Here is a 17,539-nt window from a genome sequence, read left to right as displayed (position 1 = left end):
CGAGCGGATTCGTTGCCGGGTGCGGGTCTCGTCGTGGCTGGTCGCGCCGTTCCCCGCGCCCCTGGAGGTTGTGCGTCTGCGGACCGGTGGGGGCCGGTCGCGCCGTTCCCCACGCCCCTCGGGGATGCGCCTGCCACGAGCGGATTCGTTGCCGGGTGCGGGTCTCGTCGTGGCTGGTCGCGCCGTTCCCCGCCCCCCTGGAGGTTGTGCGTCTGCGGGCCGGTGGGGGCCGGTCGCGCCGTTCCCCGCGCCCCTGGCAGGCTGCGGCTTCGCCGCGCCTCCGGGGGGTGCGCACCTCGTGCTGCGTGCGCATTTCAGGGGCGCGGGGAACTGCGCGACCAGCCCCCACCGGCCCGCGGGGCGACGACGCCTAGTGGGTCGCCCCCTCTGTCACCCTCAGGTCGTCCCGGGTCGATGCGGCGGCAGACAGAAGCGCGCGGAGGCCCGTGGCGACCAGGTCGACGGGGACCGAGGGGGCGGAGCCGTCCGGGACCTGGGACGGGGCCCAGGGGACGTGGACGAAACCGCCCCGGACGCCGGGGAGTTCGGTCGCGAGCAGATGACCCAGGCCATACGCGACGTGGTTGCAGACAAACGTGCCGGCCGTGTTGGAGAGCGCCGCCGGGACCCCCGCGGAGCGCATCGCGGCGACGCACGCCTTCACCGGCAGGGAGGAGAAATACGCGGCGGGGCCGCCGGGTACGACGGGCTCGTCGATGGGCTGGGCACCCGCGTTGTCGGGGATGCGCGCGTCGTCGACGTTGACCGCCACCCGTTCGACGGTGACGCCGGTGCGGCCGCCGGCCTGGCCGAGGCAGAGCACCAGTTCGGGCCGCACCCGCTCGACGGCGGCGCGCAGCGCCGTCAGGGACTCCCCGAAGACGCAGGGCAGCTGGACCGCGGTGACGGCGAGACCGTCCGGCGGCGCGGCGGCGACGAGCTCCGCCGCCTGCCACGACGGGTTCACGGACTCCCCGCCGAACGGTTCGAATCCGGTGAGCAGGACCCGGGTCATCGACATGCCTCCTGAACTACTGGCTAGACCGCGAAGACGGCCATGATCACGATGTTGCAGACGAGCAGCGCGATACCCGTCGGCAGCTGCGCCTTGATGGGCCCGTACTGGTCCTTCAGTTCGAGCAGCGACGCCGGGACTATGTTGAAGTTGGCGGCCATCGGCGTGCACAGCGTGCCGGCGAACCCGGCGAGCATGCCGATCGCGAGGACCCCCGCCTCGTTGCCGTGCATCTGCTGGATGAGCACGGGCCAGCCGATCGCCGCGGTCATCACGGGGAACGCGGCGAACGCGTTGCCCATGATCACGGTGAACAGGAACATGCCGACGCAGTAGGCGACCACGGCGAAGTACTTGGAGTTGTCGGGCAGCACGTCGTTCACGATCTTGCCGACCTGGGTGCCGACCCCGGCGACCGCGAAGATCGAGCCGAGCACGGACAGCAGCTGGGGCAGCAGCAGGGCCGAGCCCATCGCCTCCAGCATCGAGCGGCCGGAGTGGATCGGGACGGACACCTTGCGCTCGCCGGTGACCAGCATGCCGACGATCAGCGCCACGATGCAGCCGAGGCCGAGCCCGATCAGCGTGGCCTTGCCGGTCTCGAAGAGGCCCGACTCGTCGAGGAAGGACGCGCAGATGATGGCGACGATCGGGATGGTGACGGCCGGGATGAAGAGCTTGTTCCCCAGACGGGCCGCCGAGGCCTCGCGCTGCTCCTGCGTGGTGGTGACCGGCACGCCCTTGCCGATGAAGTTGAACCCGGCGAGCACGATCAGGGCGAGGACGGCGACGCCGAGCGGTTCGGCGGGCAGGGTCCAGCTCGCACCGCCCTCGACGACACCGGTGCCGTAGGGGAAGGTCAGTCCGAGCAGTCCCCAGAACGCCGCGGACGTCCAGCGCTTGGGGTTGGTGGTGTCCCGCGCCATCTGCACGGCCATGATGACGAAGACGAGACCGATGAGCCAGTAGAGCCATTCGACCTTGATCACTTGGCGGACTCCTCACGGGACTGTCCCGGCGTCTGCGGCGGCAGCGGGAGATCGTTCTCGGCGGCGGCCAGCGCCATCTCGCGCTCCAGCTGCTTGTCGAGCAGCAGCAGCCGGGCGCCGTGGATGACGAAGGCGCAGAAGGCCAACGGGATGGCCCACAGGGCGAGTTGGGTCGGTTCGAGCTCCTGGTGGTACGTGGAGTTCACGAAGCCGGTGATCAACAGGATCGAGCCGATCGCGATGAAGCAGTCCTCGCCGAAGAAGACGCCGACGGTGTCGGCGGAGGCCGAGTACGAGCGGACCTTCTCGCGCATCTTGTCGGGGAGCTTCCCCCCGATGGTGCGTTCGGCGGCGGCCTCGGCCATGGGCGCGACGAGCGGGCGCACGGTCTGCGCCGGGCCGCCCAGGTTGTTGAGCCCGAAGGCGGCCGTGACCTGGCGGACCAGCAGGTAGACGGTGAGGAAGCGGCCGGCGCTGAGCTTGCCGAGCTTCCCGATGAGGGTGCGGGCCTGCTCGCGCAGCCCGTACCGCTCCAGGAGGCCGATCACCGGGAGCACGATGGCGAAGACGGTGACCGACCGGCTGTCGGCGAACGCGTGGCCGAAGGCGGCGAGGATCTCCTGCGGGTTCATCTTGCCGAGCAGTCCGGTGGCGATACCGGCGACGCCGACCACGAGGACGGGATTGCGGCGCGTGACGAATCCGAGGATCACCACGAGCACGCCGAGAAGCACGATCATGCGGCCGCCTTCTTCAGGACGAGGGCACGGGGAGGGCATGGAAACGGAGACTCCGCTTCCATGGGGGATGCACGGGACCTTAGGTGATCGTTGAACGATCGAACAAGAGGTTGTGGCGCATCACCCATCAAATCCACCCCTTGTCGGATTGTTGAACGATCGCTTACGTTGAGGGCGTGACCCAGGACGACATCCCAGGCGTGATCGACCTCAACGCCGACCTCGGCGAAGGCTTCGGCCGCTGGACCCTCACCGACGACGAGGCCCTGCTCTCGGTGGTGACCAGCGCCAACGTCGCCTGCGGCTTCCACGCCGGCGACCCCTCCGTGATGCGCCGGGTCTGCGACCTGGCGGCCGAGCGCGGAGTGCGGATCGGGGCGCAGGTCTCCTACCGGGACCTCGCCGGATTCGGGCGCCGCGCCATGGACGTACCGCCGGACGAACTGGCGGCCGAGGTGGCGTACCAGATCGGGGCGCTGCGCGTGTTCGCCCAGGCGGCCGGCGCCGAAGTGACGTACGTGAAGCCGCACGGCGCGCTCTACAACCGGACCGTGCACGACGACGCGCAGGCGCGCGCCGTGGTGGCCGGGGTGCGGCTCGCGGGCGGCGCCCTTCCGGTGCTCGGCCTGCCCGGGTCGCGGCTGCTCGCCGCCGCCGAGGAGGCGGGCCTGCACCCGGTACGGGAGGCCTTCGCCGACCGCGCGTACACCGCCGAGGGCACGCTGGTGCCGCGCCGCGAACCGGGCGCGGTCGTCGAGGACGCGGACACGGTGGTGCGCCGGGCCGTCGGCTTCGCCGTGGACGGTGGCGTCGAAGCGATCGACGGCACTCGGGTCGCGGTCGCGGCCCGTTCGCTGTGCGTGCACGGCGACACCCCGGGCGCGGCCCGGATCGCGGCGCGGGTCCGCGCGGCCCTGGCCGAGGCCGGGGTCACGGTGGGTGCGTTCGCGTGAGCGCGGACCTCGTCGTCCGCCCCGCCGGGCGGCACGCGCTCCTGGTGGAGCTGCCGGACGCCGAGCACACCGGCGCCCTCCACGCGGAACTGCTGCGACGCCGGGCGGCGGGCACCCTGCCGCCGGTCACCGAGATCGTGCCCGGCGCGTGCACCGTCCTGCTCGACGGCGTCCCCGACCCGGCCGCGCTGACCCGGCAGCTCACCACCTGGGACATCCCCGCGACGGCCCCGGCCGACGGTGACGTGGTGACGATCCCGGTCGTGTACGACGGCCCCGACCTGGCCGACGTGGCCGCGCTCTGGGGCATCCCGGCGGACGAGGTGGCGGCGCGCCACTCCTCGTTCACGCACCGCGTCGCGTTCTGCGGCTTCGCCCCCGGCTTCGGATACCTGACGGGCCTCCCGCCGGAACTGCGCGTCCCGCGCCGCGCCACCCCGCGCACCCGGGTCCCGGCGGGCGCGGTCGCCCTGGCAGGGCCGTACTCGGCGGTGTACCCGAGGGCGACCCCGGGCGGCTGGCAGATCATCGGCACGATGCCGGATCCGTCCGGCCTGTGGGACCCCGAGAAGGAGCAGGCGGCCCTGCTGTCCCCCGGAACGCGGGTGCGGTTCGCCCCTTCAGGACCGCCGCCGGCCACCCTCGACGATCAGTCGGCGGCCAACGGGACCCACCACGGCGAGCAGCCGAGGACAGACGGACGATGACGACAAAACTGACGGTCACCCGACCCGGCGCCCTCACCACGGTCCAGGACGCGGGACGAACGGGCCACGCCCACCTCGGCGTCCCCCGATCCGGCGCCCTGGACGCCCCCTCCATGCGCCTGGCCAACAGGCTGGCCGGAAACCCGGAGGGCACCGCCGTACTGGAGACGACCCTCACGGGCTGCGCCCTGCGCCCGGACACGGACGTCACCCTGGTCGTCGGCGGAGCCCCGTGCCCGGTCACGGTGGACGGGCGCCCCGCCCCCTGGGGCGCCCCGGTCCGCGTCCCGGCCGGGGCCACCCTCGACGCCGGCCCGGCCACCGCGGGCATCCGCTCCTACGTGGCCGTCGCCGGCGGCATCGCCGTCGAACCCGTGCTGGGCAGCCGCTCCACCGACCTCCTCTCGGGGCTCGGCCCGGCCCCGCTCGCGCACGGCGACCTGATCCCGGTGGGGCGGGGCTCCGCCACTCCCCCGGCGCTCCCCGGGGCGGCGCCCTGGCCCGCGCCCCCCGCCGGACTGGTGCTGCCGGCCCGCTTCGGGCCCCGCGCCGACTGGTTCACCGAGGCGGCGCTGCGGACCTTCCTGACCGCGACGTACACGGTCTCGGTGCACAGCAACCGCATCGGCCTGCGGACCGAAGGCCCGTCCCTGGAAAGGGAGTCGGCGGGTGAACTGCCCAGCGAGGGCATGGTGCTCGGCGCGGTCCAGGTGCCGCCGGACGGCCGCCCGGTGGTCTTCCTGCACGACCATCCGACGACCGGCGGCTACCCGGTGATCGCCGTGGTGCCCGAACCGGCCCTGGCCGCCGCCGCCCAGGCGGTGCCCGGCACCCCGGTGCGCTTCACCCTCGCCTGAGGTCCCCGCGTCTCAGCCGCTCGGGTTCGCCAGGCCCTCGTCGAGGAACTCCCTCACGTGGTCCAGCACTTGAGCCCGGCCGGTCCCGCGCAGCCCGATCGCCACATGGATGGAGAACCCGTCGAGCAGCGCCCGCAACCGCGCCGCGAACCGGTCCGGGTCGACGGCGCGGAACTCGCCCCGCGAGACGCCCTCGGCGAGCAGCGCCACGAGGTCGCGGTGCCAGGCGCGTTCGATGGCGGACTGGCGGGCGGAGGTGTCGGCCGCGGCGTTCTGCGAGCGGTTCCACACCTCCAGCCAGAGCGTCCAGTGCGGGTCGCGGTGCCCGTCGGGCACGTACAGGTCCACGTAGGCGTCGAGGCGCTCGCGCGCACCGGCTTCCCGGGCGAGCAACTGCCGCCGCTCCTCCCCCAGTTGGCCCTCACTCCACTCCAGCGTGCGCAGCAGCAGCTCGTCCTTGGACCCGAAGTGGTAGGCGAGATGCCCGCTGCTCATGCCGACCTCGCGGCCGAGCGCGGCCATGGTGAGCCGCTCCAGACCGCTCTCGGCGATCATCGCCATCGTCGCGGCGAGCACGGTGTCCAGGGGCGGGGCGGGGGTACGGCGACGGTTCACGTCAGAACCCTGCCACGGGCTGCTGCTGCGTGATGCAGTGGATGCCGCCGCCGCCCGCGAAGATCGTCCGGGCGTCGACGAGGGTGACCTCCCTGGCCGGGAACAGACGGCGGAAGAGCGCCGCTGCCTCCTCGTCGCGCGGGTCGTCGAAACCGCACAGGACGACGCCGCCGTTGCAGAGGTAGTGGTTGATGTAGGAGTGGTCGAGCCAGCCCTCGTCGTCCGCGAGGACGCTCGGGGCGGGGATCTCGACGATCTCCAGGGGGCGGCCCCGCGCGTCGGTCCGCCCGGAGAGGAGGCCGATGATCTCGCGGCTCACCTCGAAGTCGGGGTGCGCCGGATCGCGCTGGGAGTGCACCATCACCACGCCGGGCGCGGCGAACGCGGCGACGATGTCGACGTGCCCGCGGGTGCCGAACTCGCCGTAGTCGCCGGTCAGTCCGCGCGGCAGCCAGATCGCCTCGGACGTGCCGATACGGGCGTGGATCTCGGCCTCGGCCTGCTCCTTGGTCCAGTCGCGGTTGCGGTCCGGGTCGAGCTGCACCGTCTCCGTCAGCAGGACGGTTCCCTCGCCGTCCACGTGGATGGCGCCGCCCTCGTTGACCAGGGGCGAGGAGTGCGCGGGCGCGCCGGTGAGGTCGGCGACGTGCCGGGCGATCTTCGCGTCGTGTTCCCAGCGGGCCCAGTCCTGGGCACCCCAGCCGTTGAACGTCCAGTCCACGGCTGCCAGTTCACCGCTCGCCCGGTCCTTGACGAAGGTCGGGCCGATGTCACGCATCCACGCGTCGTCGAGGTCCCGCTCCACCAACTCGATCTCAGGGGTGAGGAGTTCGCGGGCGGAGTCGAGCTGTCCGGTGCCGACGACCATCGTCAGCGGCTCGTGGCGGTGTACGGCGCGGGCCACCGCGGCCCAGGCGGTGCGCGCCTCGGCCAGCTCCCGCTCGTCGGCGAAGGTCGGGTTGGGGCCGGGCCACGCCATCCAGGTGCGCTCGTGCGGGGCCCACTCGGGCGGCATCACGTACGTCATTGCGGAAACCTCAGAGGAAGTAGAGACGGTTGAGGGAGACGGACTCGGCCGGCTCGGAGCCGAGCGGTTCGCCGTCGAGGGTGACCAGGCCCGTGCGCTGGTCCACGTCGACCGCCCCGGTACGGGAGTTGAGGCGCAGGTCGGCCGGGCCGATGCCGCGGGTGCCGCGTACGGCGACGCGGCGCCTTCGCGTGGGCATCCCGTCGTTGCCCTGGTCGACGGCGGCCTGTGCGACGAACGCCACGGACAGCTCGGCGGCCGTGGCACCGTGGGCCCCGAACTGGGGTCCCAGGACGAGGGGTTCGCAGGTGTCGGTGGCCGCGTTCGGATCGCCGACGACGCCGTACGCGGGAAAGCCGGACTTGAGGACGAGCTGCGGCTTCGCGCCGAAGAACTCGGGGCGCCAGAGCACGATGTCGGCCATCTTGCCGGGCTCGATCGACCCGATCTCGTGGGAGAGGCCGTGGGCGATGGCGGGGTTGATGGTCAGCTTGGCCATGTAGCGCAGGACGCGCTCGTTGTCGTGGCCGACGCCCGGGTCGCCGAGTTCTCCCTTCATCTTCCCGGCCATCGCGAAGGTACGGCGCACGGTCTCGCCCGCCCGCCCCATGCCCTGCGCGTCGGACGAGGTGATGCCGATGGCGCCCAGATCGTGCAGCACGTCCTCGGCGCCCATCGTCCCGGCGCGGATCCGGTCGCGGGCCATGGCGGCGTCGCCCGGCAGGTCCGTCTTCAGATCGTGGACGGAGACGATCATGCCGTAGTGCTCGGCGACGGCGTCCCGGCCGAAGGGCAGGGTGGGGTTGGTGGAGGACCCGATGACGTTCGGGACTCCCGCCATCTTCAGCACGTTCGGGACGTGACCGCCGCCGCAGCCCTCGATGTGGAAGGCGTGGATGGTGCGCCCCTCCAGCACCTTCAGGGTGTCCTCGACGGACAGGCACTCGTTCAACCCGTCGCTGTGCAGGGCGACTTGGACGTCGTGCTCCTCGGCCACGCGCAGTGCGGTGTCCAGGGCGCGGGTGTGCGCGCCCATGTCCTCGTGCACCTTGAATCCGCAGGCGCCGCCCTCCGCGAGGGCCTCGGCCAAGGGCGCCCCGTGGGAGGACGAGCCCCGGCCCAGGAAGCCGATGTTGACGGGCCAGGCGTCGAAGGCGGAGAAGGCGTGCTTGAGGGCCCAGGGCGAGTTGACCCCGACACCCCACACGGGCCCGAACTCCTGCCCGATGATCGTGGTGACACCGGAGGCGAGGGAGGCCTCCATGATGCGCGGGGACAGCAGGTGGACGTGGGTGTCGACGGCCCCGGCGGTGGCGATGAGCCCTTCGCCGGAGACGATGGACGTCCCCGTGCCGACGACGACGTCGACCCCGTCGAGCGTGTCCGGGTTCCCTGCGCGGCCGATCGCGTGGATACGTCCCTCGCGGATGCCGATGGACACCTTGCGGATGCCGAGCGCGGCGTCGATGACGACGACATTGCTGATGACGATGTCGCAGGTGTCCCGGACCGCGGCCGCCTTCAGGTGCAGCCCGTCGCGCGCGGTCTTCCCGAACCCGGCGAGGAACTCGTCCCCGTACGCCTGGGAGTCGGACTCCACCTGGATCGTCAGCCCGGAGTCGCCGAGCCGGACCCGGTCTCCGGCACGCGGGCCGTGCGTACTCGCGTACTCGTGCGGGGTGAGGCGGCGGGCCTCGGCGGGGTGGCCTCCAGGGCGGCTCATCGGTCTGCCTCCTCGTCACGAATTCCGAGGTACCCGCAGGCCGCGGCGCGGCGCAGGGCCTCTTCCCGCGCGCCGGGAGCGTCCAGCGGTCCGTCCACGAGTCCGGCGAAGCCGATCGCGATCCGGGCGCCTCCGATGGGTACGAGCCCCACGTCGTGGCTCTCCCCGGGCCCGAACCGCACGGACGAGCCGGCGGGCACCGCGAGCCGCATCCCGTACGCCCGCGCGCGCGGGAAGTCGAGGCGCGGGTTGGCCTCGAAGAAGTGGAAGTGCGAGGTGACGGAGACCGGGACGGTCGCGGTGTTGGTGACGGTGAGCGTCAACTGCGGTGCTGTGTCGGCGTGTTCGGGGCCCGGGAGCAGCGCCCCGGGAGCCTGATCGCCCAGGCCGCCGCCGATCGGGGCGCTCACGACCGCGAGCCGCGAACCGTCGTCGAAGACGGCCTCGACGTGCACCTCGGTGACGACGTCGGCGACACCGGGCAGCACGTCGTCCGGGCCCAGCACGGAACGCGCCGCCTCGACCGCCTCGGCGAGCCGCCTCCCGTCCCGGGCCGCCTCGCAGACGGTGTCCGCTATCAGCGCGGTCGCCTCGGGCACGTTGAGCCGCAGCCCGCGCGCTTTTCGGGCGCGGGCCAGTTCGGCCGCACCGAACAGCAGCAGCCGGTCGCGCTCGGTCGGGGTCAGTCGCACGCCGTCACACCTCCTTTGTTAGAACGCCACTCTAAACCGCCTCGGCCGCGAGATGCCAGGTCACTCGGTTCATAAGCGGTGTAGGAGATGCGCGAGATGCGACACATAGATCGACACTCCAAAGACCGCGAGGCGACGGTCGGCCGATGTCCAAGACGGATGCCCGCCCCCGCCCGACGGCGACGACCCCCGGGCCGCACCGATACCGTGGCGACGTGACCAGCACCGACCGGACCAGCACCCCGCGCAGCCGCCGCGAGCGGCCCGCGAAACCCGCCCTGAGCAGGGACGGCATCGTCGCCGCCGCCGTGCACATCCTGCGTACCGAGGGCCTCGGCAAGGTGACCATGCGCCGCCTCGCCGGCGCGCTCGACACCGGTCCCGCCTCGCTGTACGTGTACGTCCGCAACACCGACGAGCTGCACGCGGCGGTCCTCGACGCGCTGCTCGCCGAGGTGGACCTCGCGCCCGCGCGGGACACGTCGGCCGACTGGCGGGAGCGACTGACCGCGCTGCTGACCTCGTACCTGGACATGCTGTTCCGCCATCCGTCGCTGGCCCGCTCGGCGCTGACCGTGCGCCCCGCGGGCGAGCACTACCTGGACCTGGTGGAGGCCCTGCTGTCGCTGCTCCTCGCGGGCGGGGTCCCCGACGCGCGGGCCGCCTGGGGCGTGGACCTGCTCCTGATGTACGCGACGGCCACCGCGGCCGAGCACGCGGGCAGCGAGGAGGACCACATGGACCCCACCGCCGCCGCGCTCGCCACGGCCTCCCCCGCCCGGCATCCGGAGCTCGCCCGGCTCTCCACGACGCTCGTCGCGGGCGCGCCGGAAGCCCGGCTGGGGTGGGGGTTCGCCGCCCTGATCGCGGGGATCGCGGCAGCGCCCGAGCCGCGGGTCAGCGACGACGCCTGACACCTACCGCCGGAACCCCCCGGGGTTCCCGTACCCCACGACGAACTTGTTCGTTACGAACATGTTCGTTACGGTGGAGGGAGAGCCACGGACCAAGGAGGCCACCATGAACACCCCCACCACCCACCCCATCCCCCACCACCCCATCGCCGTCATCGGTGCCGGGCTCGGCGGCCTCACGCTCGCCCGCGTCCTGCGCGTCCACGGCGTCGCCTGCACGCTCTTCGACCTGGACGCCTCGGCCGACGCGCGCGCCCAGGGCGGCATGCTCGACCTGCACGAGGAGACCGCCCAGGCGGCCCTGCGCGCGGCCGGGCTCCACGAGGAGTTCCGCGGGATCGTGCTGTCCGGCGGCGAGGAGAGCCGGATGATCGACCCGGACGGCACGCTGCGCCGGCACGACACGGACGACGGCGACGGCGGCCGCCCCGAGGTCAACCGCGCCGACCTGCGCCGCATCCTTCTGGAGTCACTGCCCGAGGGGACGATCCGCTGGGGCGCGAAGGTCACGGGCGCCGGGCCCACCGACATCCCCGGACGCCATCTGGTCACGCTCGCCGACGGCAGCCGGTTCACCACCGACCTGCTGATCGGCGCCGACGGGGCCTGGTCCAGGGTGCGCCCGCTGCTCACCGACGCGCGGCCCGCGTACACCGGCATCTCGTTCGTGGAGGCCGACGTGCTGCCGGGCGGGGAGCGGTTCGAGGAGCTGGCCGCGTTCATCGGCGGCGGCAGCAGCTTCACGCTCGGCGACGGCAAGGGCCTGCTGACGCACCGCGAGGGCGACGGCCGCATCCACACCTACGTCGCCGTGAAGGCACCCGAGGAGTGGCTCGGCACGATCGACTTCTCCGACACCGGGGCCGCGCGCGCCGCCGTGCTCGCCCTCTTCGACGGCTGGGACGACCGGCTGCGCGCCCTGATCGCGGAGGCCGCCGGGCCGTTGGTGCCGCGCCTGATCCACGCGCTGCCGATCGGCACCGAATGGAGCCGGGTGCCGGGGGTCACGCTGCTCGGGGACGCGGCGCATCTGATGTCGCCGTTCGCCGGCGAGGGCGCCAATCTCGCCATGTTCGACGGCGCCGAGCTGGCCCGCGCGATCGTCGGCCACCCCGGCGACCCGGAGGCCGCGCTCACGTCGTACGAGAAGGGGCTCTTCCCGCGCGGCGCGGAGACCGCGGCCGACTCCGCGGACAACCTCACCCTGATGTTCGGCCCGGACGCGCAGCGCAAGCTGCACGACATGTTCGCGGGCTTCGACGCCGCGCGGGCCTGATATCGGGGCGAGGCCGGCCGCGGGGCGGGCTCAGCCCAGCTGGTGCATCCAGCCGTGCGGGTCCTTCGCCGTGCCGCGCTGGATGTCCAGGAGCGCGTTGCGCAGCTTCAGGGTGACCTCGCCGGCCTTGCCGCCGGACTGCTGCCATTCGCCACTCGCGCGCTTGACCGTGCCGACGGGCGTGATGACGGCGGCGGTGCCGCAGGCGAAGACCTCGGTGAGTTCACCGGAGGCGGAGTCGGCCTGCCACTGCTCGATGGAGACGCGGGACTCCTCGGACTTGTAGCCGAGGTCCTCGGCGACCGAGAGCAGCGAGTCGCGGGTGACGCCCGCGAGCAGCGAACCGGTGAGGGTCGGCGTGATGATCCTGTCGCCGTAGACGAAGTACAGGTTCATGCCGCCCAGTTCCTCGACCCACTTGTGCTCGACGGCGTCGAGGTAGGCGACCTGGTCGCAGCCCTTGGCGGCCGCCTCGGCCTGCGCGAGCAGCGAGGCCGCGTAGTTGCCGCCGGTCTTGGCGTCGCCGACGCCGCCCGGGACGGCGCGCACGCGGTCCTCGGAGAGCCAGATGGAGACGGGCTGCACGCCGCCGGGGAAGTACGCGCCGGCCGGCGAGGCGATGACGATGAAGAGGTACTCGCTCGCGGGCTTCACGCCGAGGCCCACCTCGGTCGCGATCATGAACGGGCGCAGGTACAGGGACTCCTCGCCGCCGTGCGCCGGGACCCAGTCCTTGTCCTGCTGGACGAGCAGGTCACAGGCCTCGATGAACGTCTCGACCGGCAGCTCGGGCATGCCCAGGCGCCAGGCCGAGTGCTGGAAGCGCTTGGCGTTCATGTCGGGGCGGAAGGTGGCGACGGTGCCGTCGGGCTGGCGGTAGGCCTTGAGGCCCTCGAAGATCTCCTGCGCGTAGTGCAGGACGTTCGTCGCCGGGTCGAGGGAGAGCGGACCATAGGGCGTGAGCTGCCCGTCGTGCCAGCCGCGGCCCTCGGTCCACCGGACCGTCACCATGTGATCGGTGAAGTGGCGGCCGAACCCCGGGTTGGTCAGGATCGCCTCGCGCTCCCTGGCGGACAGCGGGGTGGATGAGGGCTTGAGCTCGATCGTGGGCGTCGTCATGGTTGCGTGTCCTTCACCGTTGGTTGTGACGGACCGCGTTCACGCCTGCACTCCTTGTACTAGGACGTCCGAGCTTCTACGTACATCGCGGCCCACGTTCGATTATCGCGCGTGGGGAGGTGTGCTCGAAACGGGCCTGGTGGGTGCGGTGTGGTGCGGCCCGGGGTCATGTTGGCACCCGGGGCCGCGACATGAGAAGCCGCCGGGTGCGTGATGCGTCCCGGCGGCTTCTGCTGTAACAGGGTGAGCGCCGGGTCAGCCGGCTACTCGGCCGGCGAGCGCGTCGCCGATCTCTTCCGTCGAGCGCACGGCGGTGCCGCGCTCGCCGAGGTCGGCGGAGACGGCCGTCTCGATGCGGGCGGCCTCGGTCTCGTAGCCGAGGTGACGCAGGAGCAGCGCGACGGACAGGACGGTGGCCGTGGGGTCGGCCTTGCCCTGGCCCGCGATGTCCGGGGCCGAGCCGTGCACGGGCTCGAACATCGAGGGGAACTCGCGGCTCGGGTTGATGTTCCCGGAGGCCGCGACGCCGATGCCGCCGGAGACGGCAGCGGCGAGGTCGGTGATGATGTCGCCGAAGAGGTTGTCGGTGACGATCACGTCGAAGCGGGCCGGGTCGGTGACGAGGAAGATCGTCGCCGCGTCGACGTGGATGTAGTCGGTGGTGACCTCGGGGAACTCCTGCGCCACCTTGTTGAAGACGTTCGTCCACAGGTGGCCCGCGAAGGTCAGCACGTTGTTCTTGTGGACCAGCGTGAGCTTCTTGCGGGGGCGGGCCTGGGCGCGGGCGAAGGCGTCCCGGACCACGCGCTCGACACCGAAGGCGGTGTTGACGGAGACCTCGGTGGCGACCTCGTGCTCGGTACCCTTGCGGATCGTGCCGCCGTTGCCCGTGTACGGGCCCTCGGTGCCCTCGCGGACGACGACGAAGTCGATCGCGGGCTGACCGGCGAGCGGCGTCGCGACACCCGGGAGCAGCTTGCTCGGCCGCAGGTTCACGTGGTGGTCGAAGGCGAAGCGGAGCTTGAGCAGGAAGCCGCGCTCCAGGACACCGGAGGGGACCGAGGGGTCGCCGATGGCGCCGAGCAGGATGGCGTCGTGCTTCTTGAGGGCGTCGAGATCGGCGTCGGTGAGCGTCTCACCGGTCGCGTGGTACCGCGTGGCGCCGAAGTCGAACTCCTCGGTCTCCAGCTTCACATCCTGCGGAAGCACGGCGGAGAGGACCTTCAGACCCTGGGCCACGACCTCCTGGCCGATACCGTCACCGGGGATCACTGCGAGATTGATGCTGCGAGACATGGTCCGCACCGTACTCCCTGTCCCATGGGATGACATGCCATGTCCACTATGCGGACTTCGGTCCGCCGGGCGGCACCGTCCCGACAGCACCCGTTCACCCTTACGCAGAGCGGGTGTTGGGCTTCGGAGGGAACTTCATCGACATGGACCTCCCCGACTTCGGCATCCCCCCGCACCTCGCGCGCCGGATGAGCATGGCCGAGCAGTACGAGTACGTGCGCACCAAGCTGACGCGCCGCCGCGCCCTGGTGACGGCGGGCGCGGTGGCGGGCGGCCTGCTGACCGGCTGCTCGACCGCCGGACCACCGGACACGGCGACCGCCCCCGCGTCCTCCGCGTCCCCCTCCGCCACCACGTCCGGGGCGCGCCGCGGCTCCGCCGTACCGCCCTTCGGCCGCCACCTCGCCTTCGGAGCCGACCCGCGGACGCAGATGCGGATCTCCTGGCAGACGCCGGCCGCGGTGAAGAAGCCGTACGTCCGCGTCGGTGCGGAGCCCGGCGACCTGAGCCGGAAGATCGAGGCCGAGGTCCGCGACCTGCACACTCCCGGGGTCGACGGGGCGCGCCTCGCGCTCGACCAGTTCTACGTGCACGCGGCCCTGGACGGCCTGCGCCCCGGCACGACGTACTACTACGGCGTCGGCCACGACGGCTTCGACCCGGCGTCCGCGGCGCACCGCCCGACCGTCTCGGCTTTCCGTACGGCGCCGGCGCACCCCGCCGCGTTCACCTTCACCGCGTTCGGCGACCAGGGCGTCGGCAGCGCGGCGGCGGCGAGCGACCACCTCGTGCTGCGCCAGGACCCCGCCTTCCATCTGCACGCGGGCGACCTCTGCTACGCCGACGGCACCGGGCACGGCAAGACCTCGGACGGCTACGACCCCGCCTTCTGGGACCTGTTCCTCAAGCAGAACGAGCAGGTCGCGCGGACCGTGCCCTGGATGGTGACCACGGGCAACCACGACATGGAGGCCTGGTACTCCCCCGACGGGTACGGCGGCCAACTGGCCCGCTGGTCACTGCCGGACAGCGGGTTCGACGCGCACGGGACACCGGGCGCGTACTCCTTCGTCTACGGCAACGTCGGCGTCGTGGCGCTGGACGCGAACGACGTCTCGTACGAGATCCCCGCCAACCTCGGCCACAGCGACGGCCGGCAGACGGCTTGGCTGGACAGGACCCTCCGCGAGCTGCGGGCCTCCCGCACCGTGGACTTCGTCGTCGTCTTCTTCCACCACTGCGCGTACTCGACGTCCACGCACGCCTCGGACGGCGGGGTGCGGGCCGCGTGGCTGCCGCTGTTCGCCCGCCACCAGGTCGACCTGGTGATCAACGGGCACAACCACGTCTACGAGCGGACCGACGCCGTCAAGGACGGCGCGGTGGGCCGCGCGGTGCCGGTCGGCGGCACGACGGACCCGACGCGTGACGGCATCGTGTACGTCACCGCGGGTGGCGGCGGCCGCGACCTGTACGGATTCCGTCCCGGCAGCAAGGAGAGCTACGAGGGACACGAGCACCCCCACGAGTCCATCGACAGTCTCGTGTGGAAGAAGGGACAGCGGTCCACGACCGAGACCGTCGAGTGGTCACGGGTGCGCTACCGCGGGTTCTCCCTGCTCAAGGTGGAGGCGGAGAGTGGCGCGCGCCCGCACCTGAAGGTATCGGCCCTGGCCCAGGACGGGCAGCGCATCGACCACTTCGAAGTGCGGCGCGGTTCCTGACCCTCTGGCGCACGGCCCGGTGGGAACGGTTCGGTGCGAACGGCTCAGTGGCCGGTCTCGCCGCCGTTGTCCCTGCGGTCCAGTGCGCGCTGGAGGGCGGCGGCGGCGATCTTGGCGGTCTGCCGGTCGGCTTCGCTCGACGGGGAGACGTGACGGACTCGGCGGCGGACGGGCGTCGCAGTGGCCATGACGGATCGACTCCTTGAGATCATGGGGATTTCTCAGGGCCGGAAGGGGCGGAGAGCGGGAAGCTGCAGGGGTTGCCTGCGAGGTGCTCCGGCTCGCGTCCGCCATTCGCCAGGTAAGCGATACGTTCGGCTCCTACAAAGCTAGGACGGATCGCTGCTGCTGTCTCCACAATTACTCGGACTTCCTACTATCTGAGACGGCTTCACGCCTTCAGCTCTCTGAGCGCGCGGATCAGGCCACGTACCGGGGCGGTTCCGGCCAGTTCCGGAGTGGTGACGTATCCGACGGAGCGCACGGGGCGGTCCGGTCCGAGATCGGTGATCTCGACGGTGGGCGGTGCTCCGCGCAGGGCCAGCTCCGGCATGATCGCCATGCCGAGACCGGTGCTCACCATCGAGAGCACTGTTCCGTCGTCCTCGGCCCGGACGGTGGCGCGCGGGATCCACTCCTGGGCCGCCCACCACTCCCGGGTATGGGAGCCGCAGTTCTCCGTCCAGTCGACGAGCGGGAGCGTGCGCGGCGCCGGGTGGCCGACGGGGTGCACCAGCGCGTACGCCTCCCGCACGAGGACGTCCCCCACCAGACCGGCCGGCACCGGCGACGTGGCGCCGATCGTCGCGACGGCCAGGTCCGCGCGCCCGGCCACGACCTCCCCCACGGTGCCCGCGCGTATCTGACGGAGCACGTCGGCTACGACGAGGCCTTCGACCACCACGCCGGCACGGCAGCGGACCTGCTGGCGAAGGCGGCGCCCACCGGCATCGACGTGTTCGTCGACAACGTCGGCGGCGACCAACTGGGCGCGGCGATCGGGGCGTTGCGCGAGCGCGGCCGGGTGGTGCGGATCGGCACGGTCGGCCAGTACGACCGGGCCGAGGCGCCGCCGGTCGTCTTCGACCACGCGGACGTGGTGGAGAAGAGCCTGCGCATCGAGGGGTTCCTGGTCTCCAACTACCGCGACGTCCAGGACGAGTTGTACGCGTTCGCGGTGCCGCAGCTGCAGAGCGGGCGGCTCGGCCTCGACGAGACCGTGGTGGACGGGTTCGAGAACATCGTGGCGGCGTTCCTGGGGATGCTGCGCGGCGAGAACACCGGCAAGATCATCGTGCGGTCCTAGCTAGAGAAGGTCGCCGTCGCGCCAGTCGAAGAGCAGTTCGTGCCGCGGGTCGAGGGCGCGGGCGACCAGTGCCGGGAACAGGAACGGCGGGTCCTCGTCGTCGGGCAGCCGGACGACCCCGCCCGGACCGTACGCGGCGAACGGGCCGGTCCACCGGGCCCAGCCGCGCGCCAGGTACAGCGGTGCCCCGTCGGACGACGCCGAGAGCGCGCCGAGGTCGTACGCGCCCAGGATCACCCGCTCCAGGGCACCCATCACGCGCCCGCCGAGCCCGGTGCGCCGCGCGTCGGCGCGGACGGCGACCGCTTCCACGTATCCGACGCGCAGGGTCTGCCCGTCGTGCACGGCGTGACGCTGGGCGACGGAGCCGTGGGCGAGGAGCGCTCCGGAGTCGTCGTGCACGAGGGCGTGCACGCCGCCGAGGCCGTGCGTCCAGTCGTCGTCGGAGAAGTCGCCGTCGAAGGCCGCGTCCAACAGGGCGCGGGCGTCGGCGAGTTCGGGGGCGGCCAGGTCGGCGGTGTGGGCAGTACGCAGCGTGGTCACCGGGCCACGGTACTCACCCGCGTTCCGGCGGCGGCGGATACAG

Annotated in this window: 17 protein-coding genes and 2 pseudogenes; 7 read left to right on the top strand and 12 right to left on the bottom strand. The window is 72.3% G+C overall.

Translation table 11 applies throughout. The features are described 5' to 3' along the window. Positions 1–370: 370 nt before the first annotated feature. Genes pcp through AB0J02_RS39440 form a run of 3 tightly spaced genes read right to left on the bottom strand, consistent with a single transcriptional unit; the run spans position 371 to position 2,744 of the window. A complete protein-coding gene (pcp, locus tag AB0J02_RS39450; RefSeq protein ID WP_363198740.1) occupies positions 371–1,015 on the bottom strand; it encodes a pyroglutamyl-peptidase I in 645 nt (214 codons plus the stop codon). Positions 1,016–1,038: 23 nt separating this feature from the next. Then, a complete protein-coding gene (locus AB0J02_RS39445) occupies positions 1,039–2,004 on the bottom strand; it encodes a DUF979 domain-containing protein (protein WP_363198714.1) in 966 nt (321 codons plus the stop codon). Next, positions 2,001–2,744, bottom strand: coding sequence for a DUF969 domain-containing protein (locus AB0J02_RS39440; protein WP_363198713.1), 744 nt, complete (start codon positions 2,742–2,744; stop codon positions 2,001–2,003). Before AB0J02_RS39440 ends, AB0J02_RS39445 begins: the two co-directional genes overlap by 4 nt. 200 nt (positions 2,745–2,944) lie before the next feature. Between AB0J02_RS39440 and AB0J02_RS39435 the strand changes: the two genes are divergently transcribed. The 3 genes from AB0J02_RS39435 to AB0J02_RS39425 are packed head-to-tail and all read left to right on the top strand — an operon-like array spanning position 2,945 to position 5,261. After that, entirely contained in the window at positions 2,945–3,697 is a 753-nt protein-coding gene (locus tag AB0J02_RS39435; protein WP_363198739.1) for a 5-oxoprolinase subunit PxpA, read from the top strand. Further along, the gene (locus AB0J02_RS39430; protein ID WP_363198712.1) at positions 3,694–4,404 is read left to right on the top strand and encodes an allophanate hydrolase subunit 1; all 711 of its coding nucleotides are present in this window, start codon (positions 3,694–3,696) and stop codon (positions 4,402–4,404) included. The genes AB0J02_RS39435 and AB0J02_RS39430 overlap by 4 nt, the downstream gene beginning before the upstream one ends. After that, the gene (locus tag AB0J02_RS39425; protein ID WP_363198711.1) at positions 4,401–5,261 is read left to right on the top strand and encodes a biotin-dependent carboxyltransferase family protein; all 861 of its coding nucleotides are present in this window, start codon (positions 4,401–4,403) and stop codon (positions 5,259–5,261) included. Before AB0J02_RS39430 ends, AB0J02_RS39425 begins: the two co-directional genes overlap by 4 nt. A 12-nt stretch (positions 5,262–5,273) precedes the next feature. Here the strand turns inward: AB0J02_RS39425 and AB0J02_RS39420 are convergent, their stop codons facing one another. From AB0J02_RS39420 to ureA, 4 genes are read right to left on the bottom strand one after another with little or no spacing between them, the layout of a single operon-like run. Further along, the gene (locus AB0J02_RS39420) at positions 5,274–5,822 is read right to left on the bottom strand and encodes a TetR/AcrR family transcriptional regulator (RefSeq protein ID WP_363198738.1); all 549 of its coding nucleotides are present in this window, start codon (positions 5,820–5,822) and stop codon (positions 5,274–5,276) included. 55 nt (positions 5,823–5,877) lie between these two features. Continuing rightward, complete coding sequence (locus AB0J02_RS39415) at positions 5,878–6,903, bottom strand: agmatine deiminase family protein (RefSeq protein ID WP_363198710.1); 1,026 nt, start codon at positions 6,901–6,903, stop codon at positions 5,878–5,880. A 10-nt stretch (positions 6,904–6,913) separates the two neighbouring features. Beyond that, positions 6,914–8,626, bottom strand: coding sequence for an urease subunit alpha (locus AB0J02_RS39410; RefSeq protein ID WP_363198709.1), 1,713 nt, complete (start codon positions 8,624–8,626; stop codon positions 6,914–6,916). Further along, positions 8,623–9,318: an urease subunit gamma gene (ureA, locus tag AB0J02_RS39405; RefSeq protein WP_363198708.1), complete on the bottom strand. Its 696-nt coding sequence runs from the start codon at positions 9,316–9,318 to the stop codon at positions 8,623–8,625. Before ureA ends, AB0J02_RS39410 begins: the two co-directional genes overlap by 4 nt. 215 nt (positions 9,319–9,533) lie before the next feature. Here ureA and AB0J02_RS39400 point away from each other — a divergent pair, with 215 nt between their 5' ends. Then, positions 9,534–10,232, top strand: a complete 699-nt coding sequence (locus AB0J02_RS39400; RefSeq protein WP_363198707.1) for a TetR/AcrR family transcriptional regulator — start codon at positions 9,534–9,536, stop codon at positions 10,230–10,232. A 106-nt stretch (positions 10,233–10,338) separates the two neighbouring features. Next, complete coding sequence (locus tag AB0J02_RS39395) at positions 10,339–11,508, top strand: NAD(P)/FAD-dependent oxidoreductase (protein WP_363198706.1); 1,170 nt, start codon at positions 10,339–10,341, stop codon at positions 11,506–11,508. Positions 11,509–11,538: 30 nt separating this feature from the next. On the opposite strand, the gene AB0J02_RS39390 is transcribed toward AB0J02_RS39395, so the two are convergent. Together AB0J02_RS39390 and AB0J02_RS39385 are read right to left on the bottom strand one after the other, a co-directional pair. Further along, on the bottom strand, positions 11,539–12,627 hold the full coding sequence (locus AB0J02_RS39390; protein ID WP_363198705.1) for a branched-chain amino acid aminotransferase: 1,089 nt from the start codon (positions 12,625–12,627) through the stop codon (positions 11,539–11,541). Positions 12,628–12,882: 255 nt separating this feature from the next. Then, complete coding sequence (locus AB0J02_RS39385) at positions 12,883–13,923, bottom strand: 3-isopropylmalate dehydrogenase (RefSeq protein ID WP_363198704.1); 1,041 nt, start codon at positions 13,921–13,923, stop codon at positions 12,883–12,885. 143 nt (positions 13,924–14,066) lie between these two features. Between AB0J02_RS39385 and AB0J02_RS39380 the strand changes: the two genes are divergently transcribed. Further along, positions 14,067–15,647 carry a metallophosphoesterase family protein gene (locus tag AB0J02_RS39380; protein WP_363198737.1) on the top strand — a complete coding sequence of 527 codons (1,581 nt, stop codon included), beginning with the start codon at positions 14,067–14,069 and terminating at the stop codon, positions 15,645–15,647. 44 nt (positions 15,648–15,691) lie between these two features. Here AB0J02_RS39380 and AB0J02_RS39375 read toward each other — a convergent pair whose 3' ends face one another. Both AB0J02_RS39375 and AB0J02_RS39370 read right to left on the bottom strand, forming a co-directional pair. Then, positions 15,692–15,835 carry a hypothetical protein gene (locus AB0J02_RS39375; protein WP_255972887.1) on the bottom strand — a complete coding sequence of 48 codons (144 nt, stop codon included), beginning with the start codon at positions 15,833–15,835 and terminating at the stop codon, positions 15,692–15,694. Positions 15,836–16,038: 203 nt separating this feature from the next. After that, a pseudogene (locus AB0J02_RS39370) lies at positions 16,039–16,521 on the bottom strand (LysR substrate-binding domain-containing protein); the annotation flags it as partial. Here AB0J02_RS39370 and AB0J02_RS39365 point away from each other — a divergent pair. After that, a pseudogene (locus AB0J02_RS39365) lies at positions 16,504–16,953 on the top strand (zinc-binding dehydrogenase); the annotation flags it as partial. The pseudogenes AB0J02_RS39370 and AB0J02_RS39365 sit on opposite strands and share 18 nt — an antisense overlap. Here AB0J02_RS39365 and AB0J02_RS39360 read toward each other — a convergent pair. Next, a complete protein-coding gene (locus AB0J02_RS39360) occupies positions 16,954–17,496 on the bottom strand; it encodes a GNAT family N-acetyltransferase (protein WP_363198703.1) in 543 nt (180 codons plus the stop codon). Positions 17,497–17,539: the final 43 nt, after the last annotated feature.

It is taken from the genome of Streptomyces sp. NPDC050264 (assembly GCF_040655895.1).
In the GTDB taxonomy this organism is placed as follows: domain Bacteria; phylum Actinomycetota; class Actinomycetes; order Streptomycetales; family Streptomycetaceae; genus Streptomyces.
The sequence above is the reverse complement of the archived record's forward strand: the minus strand, read 5'-3'. Positions and strand labels throughout refer to the sequence as shown.

Coding starts and splice junctions, on each gene's coding strand:
- pcp (WP_363198740.1), bottom strand. CDS start 1,015: ATGACCCGGGTCCTGCTCACCGGATTCGAACCGTTCGGCGGGGAGTCC.
- AB0J02_RS39440 (WP_363198713.1), bottom strand. CDS start 2,744: ATGATCGTGCTTCTCGGCGTGCTCGTGGTGATCCTCGGATTCGTCACG.
- AB0J02_RS39425 (WP_363198711.1), top strand. CDS start 4,401: ATGACGACAAAACTGACGGTCACCCGACCCGGCGCCCTCACCACGGTC.
- AB0J02_RS39420 (WP_363198738.1), bottom strand. CDS start 5,822: ATGGCGATGATCGCCGAGAGCGGTCTGGAGCGGCTCACCATGGCCGCG.
- AB0J02_RS39415 (WP_363198710.1), bottom strand. CDS start 6,903: ATGACGTACGTGATGCCGCCCGAGTGGGCCCCGCACGAGCGCACCTGG.
- AB0J02_RS39410 (WP_363198709.1), bottom strand. CDS start 8,626: ATGAGCCGCCCTGGAGGCCACCCCGCCGAGGCCCGCCGCCTCACCCCG.
- AB0J02_RS39395 (WP_363198706.1), top strand. CDS start 10,339: ATGAACACCCCCACCACCCACCCCATCCCCCACCACCCCATCGCCGTC.
- AB0J02_RS39390 (WP_363198705.1), bottom strand. CDS start 12,627: ATGACGACGCCCACGATCGAGCTCAAGCCCTCATCCACCCCGCTGTCC.
- AB0J02_RS39385 (WP_363198704.1), bottom strand. CDS start 13,923: ATGTCTCGCAGCATCAATCTCGCAGTGATCCCCGGTGACGGTATCGGC.
- AB0J02_RS39380 (WP_363198737.1), top strand. CDS start 14,067: ATGGACCTCCCCGACTTCGGCATCCCCCCGCACCTCGCGCGCCGGATG.
- AB0J02_RS39375 (WP_255972887.1), bottom strand. CDS start 15,835: ATGGCCACTGCGACGCCCGTCCGCCGCCGAGTCCGTCACGTCTCCCCG.